This window comes from Rhodococcus erythropolis NBRC 15567 (genome assembly GCF_001552595.1).
Classification (GTDB): Bacteria; Actinomycetota; Actinomycetes; order Mycobacteriales; family Mycobacteriaceae; genus Rhodococcus_F; species Rhodococcus_F erythropolis.
In genome coordinates, this window is the sequence record NZ_BCRM01000051.1 from 1 (window position 1) to 11,131 (window position 11,131).

The 11,131-nt window shown below is 60.7% G+C and carries 14 protein-coding genes and 1 riboswitch; of the genes, 6 read left to right on the forward strand and 8 right to left on the reverse strand.

The window, feature by feature from the left end; all coding sequences use genetic code 11:
* The first annotated feature begins 245 nt into the window (after positions 1 to 245).
* From RE4_RS30355 to RE4_RS30365, 3 genes are read left to right on the forward strand one after another with little or no spacing between them, the layout of a single operon-like run.
* On the forward strand, positions 246 to 671 hold the full coding sequence (locus RE4_RS30355; RefSeq protein ID WP_019749485.1) for an Rv0361 family membrane protein: 426 nt from the start codon (positions 246 to 248) through the stop codon (positions 669 to 671).
* A 46-nt stretch (positions 672 to 717) separates the two neighbouring features.
* On the forward strand, positions 718 to 1,146 hold the full coding sequence (locus RE4_RS30360) for a rhodanese-like domain-containing protein (RefSeq protein ID WP_007726822.1): 429 nt from the start codon (positions 718 to 720) through the stop codon (positions 1,144 to 1,146).
* Entirely contained in the window at positions 1,143 to 2,366 is a 1,224-nt protein-coding gene (locus RE4_RS30365; RefSeq protein WP_029254764.1) for an O-succinylhomoserine sulfhydrylase, read from the forward strand. The genes RE4_RS30360 and RE4_RS30365 overlap by 4 nt, the downstream gene beginning before the upstream one ends.
* A gap of 43 nt (positions 2,367 to 2,409) precedes the next feature.
* Here the strand turns inward: RE4_RS30365 and RE4_RS30370 are convergent, their stop codons facing one another.
* The 8 genes from RE4_RS30370 to RE4_RS30405 form a co-directional block, all read right to left on the reverse strand.
* Positions 2,410 to 3,006, reverse strand: coding sequence for an alternate-type signal peptide domain-containing protein (locus RE4_RS30370; RefSeq protein WP_060939894.1), 597 nt, complete (start codon positions 3,004 to 3,006; stop codon positions 2,410 to 2,412).
* Entirely contained in the window at positions 3,006 to 4,592 is a 1,587-nt protein-coding gene (locus tag RE4_RS31435; protein ID WP_127159969.1) for a signal peptidase I, read from the reverse strand. Before RE4_RS31435 ends, RE4_RS30370 begins: the two co-directional genes overlap by 1 nt.
* 5 nt (positions 4,593 to 4,597) lie before the next feature.
* Positions 4,598 to 5,200, reverse strand: coding sequence for a SipW-dependent-type signal peptide-containing protein (locus tag RE4_RS30380; RefSeq protein WP_020906664.1), 603 nt, complete (start codon positions 5,198 to 5,200; stop codon positions 4,598 to 4,600).
* A complete protein-coding gene (locus RE4_RS30385) occupies positions 5,184 to 5,828 on the reverse strand; it encodes a signal peptidase I (protein ID WP_020906665.1) in 645 nt (214 codons plus the stop codon). Before RE4_RS30385 ends, RE4_RS30380 begins: the two co-directional genes overlap by 17 nt.
* Positions 5,825 to 6,391 (reverse strand): hypothetical protein, encoded by a 567-nt coding sequence (locus RE4_RS30390; protein WP_020906666.1) that lies wholly within the window; start codon positions 6,389 to 6,391, stop codon positions 5,825 to 5,827. Before RE4_RS30390 ends, RE4_RS30385 begins: the two co-directional genes overlap by 4 nt.
* A 4-nt stretch (positions 6,392 to 6,395) precedes the next feature.
* On the reverse strand, positions 6,396 to 6,953 hold the full coding sequence (locus RE4_RS30395) for an alternate-type signal peptide domain-containing protein (RefSeq protein WP_020906667.1): 558 nt from the start codon (positions 6,951 to 6,953) through the stop codon (positions 6,396 to 6,398).
* Positions 6,954 to 7,240: 287 nt separating this feature from the next.
* Complete coding sequence (locus RE4_RS30400; RefSeq protein ID WP_029254768.1) at positions 7,241 to 8,056, reverse strand: HAD-IIA family hydrolase; 816 nt, start codon at positions 8,054 to 8,056, stop codon at positions 7,241 to 7,243.
* 37 nt (positions 8,057 to 8,093) lie between these two features.
* On the reverse strand, positions 8,094 to 8,861 hold the full coding sequence (locus RE4_RS30405) for a sulfite exporter TauE/SafE family protein (RefSeq protein ID WP_003944404.1): 768 nt from the start codon (positions 8,859 to 8,861) through the stop codon (positions 8,094 to 8,096).
* Positions 8,862 to 9,060: 199 nt separating this feature from the next.
* Positions 9,061 to 9,155, forward strand: a riboswitch (SAM riboswitch).
* A 7-nt stretch (positions 9,156 to 9,162) separates the two neighbouring features.
* Here RE4_RS30405 and RE4_RS31940 point away from each other — a divergent pair.
* The 3 genes from RE4_RS31940 (at position 9,163) to RE4_RS30415 (ending at position 11,107) form a co-directional block, all read left to right on the forward strand.
* Positions 9,163 to 9,240 (forward strand): putative leader peptide, encoded by a 78-nt coding sequence (locus tag RE4_RS31940; RefSeq protein WP_350318888.1) that lies wholly within the window; start codon positions 9,163 to 9,165, stop codon positions 9,238 to 9,240.
* Positions 9,241 to 9,350: 110 nt separating this feature from the next.
* On the forward strand, positions 9,351 to 10,325 hold the full coding sequence (locus tag RE4_RS30410; protein WP_003944440.1) for an amino acid ABC transporter permease: 975 nt from the start codon (positions 9,351 to 9,353) through the stop codon (positions 10,323 to 10,325).
* Positions 10,322 to 11,107 carry an amino acid ABC transporter ATP-binding protein gene (locus tag RE4_RS30415; protein ID WP_019749494.1) on the forward strand — a complete coding sequence of 262 codons (786 nt, stop codon included), beginning with the start codon at positions 10,322 to 10,324 and terminating at the stop codon, positions 11,105 to 11,107. Before RE4_RS30410 ends, RE4_RS30415 begins: the two co-directional genes overlap by 4 nt.
* Positions 11,108 to 11,131 lie beyond the last annotated feature (24 nt).

Below are 11,131 nucleotides of genomic sequence, written 5' to 3' on the forward strand. Positions count from 1 at the left end.
GTTGGAGTCAGTCATCGTGAGGACAGCTACCTTCTTCGAAGTTCGGACAACATATCGACAAGTATCCAATTTAGCCGAACCTAAGCACAGTGCCTCGGTTGCGGCCGAACGGATCCACACTCTCACTCGATCGGTTGTGGGTAAACCTATTCTTTCTTCCCATTCTCCCGTTGTCTCGGGTATTCGGGGTAGGGGCCTGGTCCTTGACGGGCCACAATTTCAAGTTGTGGGGGAGTATTGGCGTTATGAGTGACGAGCTTCGCGAATCCGACAACATCGATGGCAAGAAGGCGTCTGCGGGGCCGTTCCTCTTGGCTGTTGCCATCGTCGCCTTGATCCTGGGTGGAATCTTCGTCGCATCGTGGATCTCGCCGGCCGAGGAGAACGTCACCGAGTCGGACCGCGTGAGCCGCTCCGTCACCGACTACGTCGATGCCGAGAATCGAAATGACGCGGAGACGGTCAAGACCCTGACCTGCGCGAGCTTCAATTCGAGCACTGGTCCGATGGCCGGAGTCGACGGGACGGTCGAACTGAAGGGTGTGGACGGGGTCGTGGTCAACGGCGATCGCGCCCGGGCCGACGTGACGATCACCGGCGGCGGAGCGGGCGAGCGGGTCTCGACCTGGGCCCTGACCCGTGACGGCAACCGTTGGGTCGTCTGTAACTGACGGCCCGCTCAGGCGCTCACGGCAGTCTTGTGAAAACATGGACTACGTGAGTTACGCAGGCGATCTGACGCCGGAGCAAGCCTGGGAGCTGCTCCGCGAAAACCCCGACGCCGTGCTGGTCGACGTGCGGACCGATGCGGAGTGGAAGTACGTCGGTGTCCCCGATGTTTCCTCCCTCGGCAAGCAGGCCGCACTGATCGAATGGGTGAGCCACCCGACCGGCGCGCGCAATGACAACTTCGTCGACCAGTTGAAGGAAGCCGGCATCACCGCCGATTCCTCCGGGTCGGAGCGTCCGGTGATCTTCCTGTGTCGATCCGGACAACGTTCCATCGGTGCGGCGGAAGCTGCGACTGCGGCGGGCATCGGCCCGTCGTACAACGTGCTCGACGGGTTCGAAGGCGCATTGGGTGCCGACGGACATCGCGGACTTGTAGGTTGGCGGGCCATCGGCTTGCCATGGAGGCAGCAGTGAGCGGAATTCCCCAGGGTGGCGCATTTCAACGAGCGCTGCCGGACGACGTCGGTCTCGGCACTCTCGGAGTTCGCGGCGGACTGATGCGTACCGGGTTCGAGGAGACTTCCGAAGCGCTGTTCCTCAACTCCGGATTCGTCTACGAGAGTGCAGAAGCCGCCGAACAGGCCTTCACCGGCGAGGTGGATCATTTTGTCTACTCCCGCTACGGCAATCCGACGGTCAAGATGTTCGAAGAGCGTCTGCGTCTCATCGAAGGCGCGGAAGCCTGCTTTGCGACGGCCAGTGGAATGTCGGCTGTCTTCACAGCGTTGGGCGCGCTGTTGGGCAACGGCGACCGATTGGTGGCTGCTCGCAGCCTGTTCGGATCCTGCTTTGTCGTGTGCAACGAGATCCTTCCGCGTTGGGGTGTCGAGGTCGTTTTTGTCGACGGTGAAGACAATGCGCAGTGGGAAGAAGCGCTCTCGGTGCCGACCACTGCGGTGTTCTTCGAAACGCCGTCCAACCCGATGCAGTCCCTCGTCGACGTTCGGCGGGTGTCGGAGCTTGCTCATGCTGCCGGGGCAAAGGTAGTGCTGGACAACGTCTTCGCGACGCCGCTTCTGCAGCGCAGCCTCGATCTGGGTGCCGACGTCGTGGTGTACTCCGGTACCAAGCACATCGACGGTCAAGGCCGCGTGCTCGGCGGCGCGATCCTCGGAACCGAGGAATACATCAGCGGTCCCGTCCGAGAACTGATGCGGCACACCGGTCCTGCACTCAGCCCGTTCAATGCGTGGACTCTGCTCAAGGGTCTCGAGACCATGCCGGTCCGTATTCGGCATTCCGTGGCTTCGGCACTCGAGATCGCCGAATTCCTCGAAGGACACTCCGGCGTCAAGTGGGTCAAGTATCCGTACCTGACTTCGCACCCGCAGCACGAGCTCGCGAAGTCTCAAATGAGCGGCGGCGGAACTGTAGTCACGTTCGAGCTCAATGCGCCTGACGGCGAGGGCAAGAAGCGGGCGTTCGAGGTTCTCAACGGCCTGCGCGTCATCGACATCTCCAACAACTTGGGTGATTCCAAGTCGTTGATCACCCACCCCGCAACCACGACCCACCGGGCCATGGGTCCGGAAGGTCGTGCAGCAGTGGGTATTACCGACGGCGTTGTGCGTTTGTCGGTGGGTCTGGAAGATACCGCCGATCTCTTGGCTGATCTGAAGCGAGCTCTCGGCTGAAACGCTTGAGCGCCTTGCCTCGAACTTCCGACGGCAAGGCGTTCTACGGTGCGGGCGTGAGACCCAGTTGTTTGACGTCGATCGTCAACGCCGTCGTATTCAGTGTGAGACCTGAGCTTGTCGTGTCGGCGGGGTAGATCGTGAACAGCACCTGCGCGGTCAGGTTGGTGTTGTTCAACGCCGATGTGACCGGGATGAGGTTCGGCGTCGGTGCCGTGCTGTCGTACAGAAGATTGTTGCTCTGATCCGTGACGTAAGTGCGGAGATCGACACTGGCGGTCGCGAGCCCGCCACTCAACTTGGTCTTGTCAACCGTCACATTGGCTCTCAACCGGGGACCGGTGGCCAAGACCTTCGAATCGCAGAAATACGTGTAGTTGAATCCGGGCTTGAGTCGGTAGGTAGTGATGTCCGGGATATATACGAGTGGATTCGGATTGGTGGGCGCGTTGACGTAGACCTGCGAATACCAGCCCCCGCCGCTCGTGGTCACGCATGCTCCCAGATCCAGGGTCCCGGACTGGACAGCGGCGCTCGTCAGGGTCGTACTGTCCGTCCATTTCGCCAATGTGCCCGAGCCGCCGAGCAATACAGTTCCGGCCGCGGCGACTGCCAGGGCGGCTTTCGTCGTCTTTTTCATCACGGCACCAGGGCCTTGATCTCGTCCGGAAGTTCGCTCGGGGCAGGAGATTCGGCCCAGACTCCCGCTGACGTGTCGATGACGGTGACGCCGCGAGTGGTGATCACATACAACTGATCGGTTCCGGTGAGCCAATGCAGTACAGCGTCGCTGTCAACGGGACCTCGATATACCTCAGTGCCCGATGAATTCGACACGGACACAACCGTTCCGCTGGCAGTCGAGAGCTTCTGGGCGCTGAGACCGGTCGTGGTCGCCGGGGCGTCGACGGGAACCTCGCTCGGGGTGGTCGTAGTTGTTGTGGGTGTCGTTGTCATGGTCGTTGTTGTTGTCGTTGTGGACGGAGTAGTTGTAGCCGGTGACGAGGTGGTTGTCGAAGGTGTAGTTGTGCTGGTGGACGTCGGGGCCTGCGAGGTTGTTGATGCGCTCGGAGTAGTCGTGGGTGAAGGTGTGGTCGAACTGACCGCTGCGGTGGAGGTGGTGGTCGTCGCACTCGGAGCTTGTGCAACCAGCGCCGAACGAGCGGCCGGAGCTGAGGCTGCCGTGGTTCCGCTCGTGGGTCCGGATACACACGCCATGTCATTGAGGATGATGAGCAGTGTCGAACTGCTGATGCGGTACCCGGTGTATTCCGGTGTCACGTAAGTTCCAACGAGTCCGTGTAATTCGACGTCGTAGTTCGTGTTCGACAGGAGAATCCCGCCGCTCGGCAGATCGGACAACGTCAGGGCCGTCGAGAGGCCGGTCACGTCTCTGATCAGCGGAGGTTGGGTGGTGTTGGTTGCGTTTCGGACGATGATTCGAAATGTATCCGTGGCAACGCCAGGCCAAGCGAGCACGACGGAAGTTCCCTTGTCCGAGCAGGTCATTGACGCGGGAGGTTTCGGAAAGCTTGCAGCAGTGGTGAACGAAATGCTTCCCGCTGTCGCCATGCCCGTGAAGGCGGCCTGTGTTCCGCCGACGTTCGCAATGCCCGCCACGCTGAGACCGACCGTTGCCAATGCGACGATTGCCTTGAAGGCGTGGGAATCGCCGTGCGCGTCCTGACGATCCAGCCTGGGTTCCCCTTCATCCGGTCTTTTCCGTGGGCGAAATGCGATGTACAGCAGTCCTCCGACGGCAATCGCACCAAGCACAAGCCCACTCGGTCCGGACAGCCAGACGGCCACGTAGCCGAGGCGGTTGATGCTGAAGAAAACTCGATCCGCTTCGGTGATGACGTAAGGATCTGGGTCTGTGACGGGATTCGCGTCGCCGCGCAGCTGTGCAATTGCAAGATTGTTGCCTTGCTGCTCGATCGTCTCGACACGATGGGTGATTCGAACGCCTTGGTTGTCGTAGACACTGACGATGTCACCGACCTGAACTTCCGAAGCAGGCACGGTGCGCGCGAATGCCAGAGCACCGGTCTCGATCGTGGGAGACATCGATCCGCTCTTGAAGATCAGCGGAGTGATACCGAAAGCGAAGCCGGCAATGAACAATCCGATGGATGCCAGACCGGCGAGGGCACCGAGGGTGAGCAGAAGTTCGTGAATCCGACGTGGCGTCGAGGCTTTCGGTGACATCTTCGTGTGTCGTGACACGGCGCTCACACCTTTGCCGAGAAGTTCAGGACGATGCTCGACGAGCTGCTCGTCGGTGGGGTCGGACTCGTCGGAAGCGTCACCGAGACACAAAGATTATCGGTTGCCCCGATAGCCAGAGAACGGTCGGGCGCACCGACCGCCTGATTTACGGTGAGGGTCAGGGGTAAGGACAACACCACATTGCTGCCATCTGTGCATTTGTTGGCCACAGTTCCGTTCAACGACACAGTCATCCGCAAGTAGGTCGTCAGCGCGCCGCCGCTGGTGGAAGTAATCGTGTATTTCAGAGGAAGATTCACGCCTGCCCCCACGTTGTTGACTTTGAGGATCGCGGAGTTCGAGTCGCCGGGAATCATCCCGGTTTTGCCGAGTTGGCTGAAGTTCAGTGTCGTGGTCAGCGTGGGTTGGGTTGTGGTGTTCAACTGCAGATTGATCGACCCGGTCGTGATGTTTCCCGAAGTCGCAGTCGCGGAAGACGTCCAGGCCGCGAGCGTGGTCACACCGCCGACGCCAAGCACCATCCCCAGTGCGAGCAGCGCGCGAAAACGCGTGCTGGTCAACAGGTGACGAATCCGGTGGGCCGGACGGTCAGGGCGCGAGGGCATCGTGCTGGCCTTTCTCGTTCTGGTCGGAGTTGGGGAGGTTGGAAGCTGAAGGGTCAGGAGCCAATCGGGCTCGAGCTCGCTCCTTCCGGCCGTCACGGATGCCGCTGATCATCATGTAGGCCGCGTACAGCAGTAGTGTCGTCACGACTATCACCACGATCACGGTGCGCTGCTCTCCGGTGAGCCAAGTGTTGACGTAGCCGAGATACGGAAGGCTGTACCAGACCTTTCCCCGGATCTGTACTGGCCGTACTTCTTTCTCGTCGCGTTCACCGTTCGCGTCGCCCTGGGTGATGAAAGTTCTTTCACCCTTCTGGTTTTCGCTCGTGGCAATGATCCGGTGTGTGACGACTGTCGGCTGACCGGATTCCAGCTGGTACGTAATAGGTGTACCGATCCCCAGTTCGGACGGATCGACAGGTTTGACGACGACCAGTGATCCGGGGTTGTACGTCGGGCGCATCGAACCGGTCAGAATCGTGAAGCGCTGCGCTCCCGCGAAGAAGGGGACGACAATGGTTGCGACGATGACTGCCGAAATCGCCAGCAGCAGTGTCCAACTGACGATAGAGGTGACCCACCACAGAGGGCCGGTACGTTCACCGCGTTTGGTCGAGTGTTTCGTCATGCCGCCCCTGCCTGGAACGTGAAGGTGGCGTTGGTCGTCTGACCGGAAACCGCACCAACACCCACCGTGAGCCGCAGACACAGGATGTAGGTGCCACCGGCTGCGAGCGGAGTCGGCATGTACGCGGGGGAAACCGGGTACTGCAGCGATGCATTCATCGATCCGGACGTCACTGGGGTCACTGCCGGAGCCGCGGTGTTCACGCCGGTCGGGCAGGCGCCTTCGTTGTCGACTCCGTACGTGGTCAACGTGAATCCCGGAAGTGCGCTCGTCGACTGCATTCGCCACTGCAGAGGATCAGACCCCGAATTCTTGACGGTGAGCGGAGCTTGCACCGTGTTTCCCGGGACCACAGGCGTCGTGGCCGTCGTCAAATTCGCCAGGGTGTACGCCGCACTGGTTCCGGCCGATGTACCAACGGTGAGGTTGACGCTGGCAGCGGTTGCGGTCCCACCACTCGCGCTCGCCGAATCGGACCACAGCGCGAGCGACTGCTGTGACGATGCGAACACCGCTACAGCAGCCACCGCGACTGCGATCGCTCCCCAGACCTTTTTCCTCATGAAATTACGGAGCCGGAGTCAGCGCTGTCTGAGTGACGACCAGCTTCATCGCCGCCAAGTTCAGCGACTGATTCTGCGCGACCTGGTTGGCCACCTCGGTGAAGTTCAGACGGACTCCGACGTGCACGATCGTGCCGTTCTGTACCTTGGTGATCTGTGAAATCGGGTTGCCACCAGCGTCCTTGATGGTCGTAACCGGCTGTACAGCGGCGGCAAGTTCGGCGCTGTTGGCACCTGGAACGATGCCGGCCGTATCAGCGGTCAGAACAGCCGCGAGACGATCGCCCACTGCGGTCACTGTGACGTCGCAGGTGTATTCGATGCTCTCGGTCGTGACGATGCGGTAAGCCGAGATGTTGGTGATCGCGGTCTTCGTCGGGTTGAGGGAGTTCCAACCGCCGCCGACCGGTGCGCAGGCGCTCAGGTCGAGTGCACCGGAAGTGACGGGTCCGCCGCCACTGACGTCGGCCGAGTCGCTCCACACAGCGAGCGAGCCCGCACCGCCGAGGAGGAGGGCGCCGGCCGCCGCAGCAGCGATCGCGCCCTTGGTCTGCTTCTTCATGAAAATCTCATTTCATGTCTGGGACCCGAAATGGGTCGTTCAGACATGAGTATCAGCCACGGCAAACGATTCGTTACTACTTTTTCGAAATTTATTTTTCGACTGTGATCCACCTTTCTCTGTCGAACAAATTGCCTTCTGACCTGCAGATAACTATCAGTATGTAATTTTGGAGTGAAGAAAACCGATTGTTTGTCCAGTTGGACAAAGTGGACGAGTCGGATCCTGGCAAATCTAGTGTTTTTTACCAGTTAATTACCGACTCGCGGTTTTGTTTTGCAATTGAATCAATTGTTTGCGGTGCTACGGAATGGATCGGTTGTCATTCCTACAAGATCGGCGACCGACTCGAGAACGACTGTGGGTCGGTACGGGAAGAGCTCCACCGACGCGCGGGTCGAGATCCCGGTCATCACCAGAATCGTCTGCAGTCCGGCTTCGAGGCCACAGACGATGTCGGTGTCCATCCGGTCGCCGATCATCAACGTGTTAGCCGAATGAGCGCCGATGGACCGCAGGGCAGAGCGCATCATCAAGGCGTTGGGCTTGCCGACGTAGTAGGGATCGCGTCCGGTTGCCTTGGTGATGAGAGCGGCGACCGAGCCGGTGGCCGGCAGCGAGCCGTCACGCGACGGCCCAGTGGCGTCGGGGTTGGTGGCGATGAACCGCGAACCACGCTCGACCAGGCGAATGGCGGTGGTGATCGCCTCGAACGAGTACGTGCGCGTCTCGCCGAGGACGACGTAGTCGGGGTCACTGTCCGTCAGGACGTAACCGATGTCGTGCAGGGCAGTGGTCAGGCCCGATTCGCCGACCACGTAGGCGCTGCCGCCTGGCCGCTGGTTGGCCAGGAACGTCGCGGTAGCGAGCGCTGACGTCCAGATCGACTTCTCCGGGATGTCGAGTCCCGAATTGAGCAGGCGTGCTCGCAGGTCACGCGGGGTTCGGATGGAGTTGTTGGTGAGCACCATGTACGGGATGTCGTTCGACGCCAGCTCTGCCAGGAACGTGTCCGCTCCAGGTATCAAGTGCTCCTCGTGGACGAGAACCCCGTCCATGTCCATGAGGTAGGTCCAACCGGTCTGATCTTCTGTACTGGTCATGACTCCAGTATGTGCGGGTGCCGCCCGATGTGGGCGATCAAGCGAGAAGGCGCCACAGCCCGATCAGGCCGACGACGACAATCGTGTAGCGCAATGCAGTGGGGGACAGGCGCCGTCCGTAGCGGGCGCCGAGGACGCCACCGCCGAGCGAGCCGACAGCGATCAAACCGGCTGCTGCCCAATTGATCTGATCGAACGCCAGAGTGATGTACATCCCCGCTGCAACGATGTTGACGAGCAGTGAGAGCAGGTTCTTCGCGCCGTTCATGCGTTGGAGGGTTTCCGGGAGGATGGCACCCATCACACCGATGAGAAGGATGCCCTGCGCGGCAGTGAAGTATCCGCCGTAGATGCCGACTGCAAAGGTGCCGGCGGTCAGGAGCATCAGCCTCTTGGTGGACAGCGTCGTTTCTTCGGTGGAACGCTTCTTGGCCCACGCCTGGATGCGTGGTTGGAGGAGGACGAGCGCGAGGGCGAGGACCAACAGCACCGGAACGATGGTTTCGAACAGTTTCTCGGGTAGATGCATGAGTAACCAGGAACCGAGTAGTGCCCCGGCGAGTGACGCCGGAATCTGCCACTTCAGTCGATCCCACTGTCCGGACAGCTCGCGTCGGTAGCCCCAGGTGCCGGAAACTCCGCCGGCGACGAGCCCGACCGCGTTGGACATGGTCGCGGTCACGGGCGGCATGCCGAAGGCGACCAGCGTCGGGAACGTGATCAGCGTTCCACTGCCGACCACGGCGTTGATCGCGCCCGCGCCGATGCCGGCCAGCAATATGAAGAATGCGTCGAGTCCACTCACTCCGCAGACGGTACGGCAGAGGAAAAGTCGGTACAGACGGCGGTCCCGGTCTTCGTTCGAACACTCCATTGAACACGTCTAACGCGGCTTCGGACACCGTTGGAATCAGTGCGATTCCAACCTGGTTGATCTTTCATTTCCCTTGCAGTGCAGGGAAATACAACATTTGACGACTAGACATTTCGGGTCTAGTCTTTGCTCACCATCCAGAGCGACCGAGAGACCTGGCTCGTCGACGTCGCAGCAACCCCCCGAGTGATCGGGAGCGGGTGCTACCGCCAGGACCGATGGAAGGCATCACATGGGTACCACTTCGCACGCTGCGCACAAGCGACGTCACATCGATCTGTGCCGCACCGCTTCGTGTCACTGTCGCTGACCGAACTCTCGTCGTCTTCGCAACTCGAGCACACCAACTCGAGGACACAGCTGCGTTCCCATTTCCCCGAAAGGTCTATTCGTGATGTCCACTCCGTCAGGTAGCGCGCCGTGAGCGCGCCCACCGATGTCCGCCCCGAAAAGTCGGTGTCCGAGTCGCAACTTCCCGACTCGGAGCTTGTCGTTGCTCGCACCTGGCACCCGCTGCGCTGGGTGATCAGTGCGGTCGTGCTGGTACTGCTTGCTCAGTTCATCCACGGTCTCGTCGTCAACCCCGGCTGGGACTGGCCGACGTTCGCGCAGTACTTCACCGCGAAATCAGTGCTCGCCGCGTTGTGGATGACGATCAAACTGACGCTGTGGGGGACGATCCTCGGATTCGGTCTCGGTGTTTTCCTGGCACTCGGTCGGTTGTCGAAAAACCCGGTCCTGCAGGTGATCGCTTGGACCTACATCTGGGCCTTCCGCTCGATTCCACTCATCGTGCAGCTGCTCTTCTGGTTCAACATCACCTACCTGTACCAGACACTTTCTCTCGGAATACCTTTCGGGCCCGAGTTCTTCACCTTCCAGGTCAGCGGTGTGATCGGCGGATTCACCGCGGCGGTCATCGGTTTGGCGCTGCACCAGGCTGCATACTCGGCCGAGATCATCCGCTCCGGAATCATTTCGGTGGATCACGGCCAGATCGAAGCTGCTCACTCGCTCGGTATTCCGCGCAGTCGCCAGTTCTTCAAGATCGTTCTCCCGCAGGCAATGCGAGCGATCCTCCCCAATGCCGCCAACGAGGTCATCGGACTCTTCAAGGGAACGTCGATCGTCTCCACCATGGCAATCGCCGAACTGTTCTACCAGGTGCAGGTCATCTTCGGCCGCAACGGACGAGTCGTGCCCCTGCTGATGGTCGCCACGATCTGGTACATCATCCTCACGACGTTGCTCTCGATCGGTCAGTACTACGTGGAGCGCCACTATGCACGAGGATCCGCCCGTGCGCTTCCGTTGACTCCGGTACAGAAGGCGCGCAAGAAGTTCGAAGAGATTCGCGATGCGCGTCTCGATATTCCGAGAGGTGCGACCCGATGACCGCAGAACTGACCGAAGAGACGTTGTATGCCGTCGAAGCGCGCGGAATTCACAAGTCCTTCGGCACGCTGGAAGTACTTGCCGGCGTTGATCTCCTGGTCCGCAAGGGCGAAGTGACCGTCATTCTCGGTCCGTCGGGTTCCGGTAAGTCCACCTTGCTGCGCACCCTCAATCACCTCGAGAAGGTCGACCGCGGGACCGTGCGGATCGACGGAGAACTGATCGGGTACCGGCGCAAGGGAAATCGGCTCCACGAACTGCGTGACCGCGAGATCCTGAAACAGCGTTCGCACATCGGATTCGTGTTCCAGAACTTCAACCTGTTTCCGCACCTGACCGCGTTGGAAAACGTGGTGGAAGCGCCGCTCTCGGCCCAGAAGCGTGATCGTGACGAGGTGTACCGCGAGGCCCGCGCACTGCTCGAGCGAGTGGGAGTGGGGGACAAGGCGGACGAGTATCCCCGTCAACTCTCCGGTGGCCAGCAACAGCGCGTCGCGATAGCGCGAGCGCTGGCACTGCGGCCGGCGGTCATTCTCTTCGACGAGCCGACGTCGGCGCTCGACCCGGAACTGGTGGGCGAGGTTCTCGAAGTCCTCGCTCAGCTGGCCCGTGACGGCGCCACCTTGGTGATCGTCACACACGAGGTCGGATTTGCTCGGGAAGTGGCGGACACTGCGGTCTTCATGGACGGCGGCGTCATCGTCGAACAGGGCCCACCTTCGCAGGTGATCGACAATCCGGTCCACGAACGGACCAAAGCTTTTCTCTCCCGCGTCCTCTGACGCGACCCAGACTCATTCCCGGAA

Bases quoted from the DNA above. Each gene is read 5' to 3' on its own strand.
- RE4_RS30355 (WP_019749485.1), top strand. From the start codon at position 246: ATGAGTGACGAGCTTCGCGAATCCGACAACATCGATGGCAAGAAGGCG.
- RE4_RS30370 (WP_060939894.1), bottom strand. From the start codon at position 3,006: ATGAAAAAGACGACGAAAGCCGCCCTGGCAGTCGCCGCGGCCGGAACT.
- RE4_RS30380 (WP_020906664.1), bottom strand. From the start codon at position 5,200: ATGCCCTCGCGCCCTGACCGTCCGGCCCACCGGATTCGTCACCTGTTG.
- RE4_RS30385 (WP_020906665.1), bottom strand. From the start codon at position 5,828: ATGACGAAACACTCGACCAAACGCGGTGAACGTACCGGCCCTCTGTGG.
- RE4_RS30390 (WP_020906666.1), bottom strand. From the start codon at position 6,391: ATGAGGAAAAAGGTCTGGGGAGCGATCGCAGTCGCGGTGGCTGCTGTA.
- RE4_RS30395 (WP_020906667.1), bottom strand. From the start codon at position 6,953: ATGAAGAAGCAGACCAAGGGCGCGATCGCTGCTGCGGCGGCCGGCGCC.
- RE4_RS30400 (WP_029254768.1), bottom strand. From the start codon at position 8,056: ATGACCAGTACAGAAGATCAGACCGGTTGGACCTACCTCATGGACATG.
- RE4_RS31940 (WP_350318888.1), top strand. From the start codon at position 9,163: ATGGGTACCACTTCGCACGCTGCGCACAAGCGACGTCACATCGATCTG.
- RE4_RS30415 (WP_019749494.1), top strand. From the start codon at position 10,322: ATGACCGCAGAACTGACCGAAGAGACGTTGTATGCCGTCGAAGCGCGC.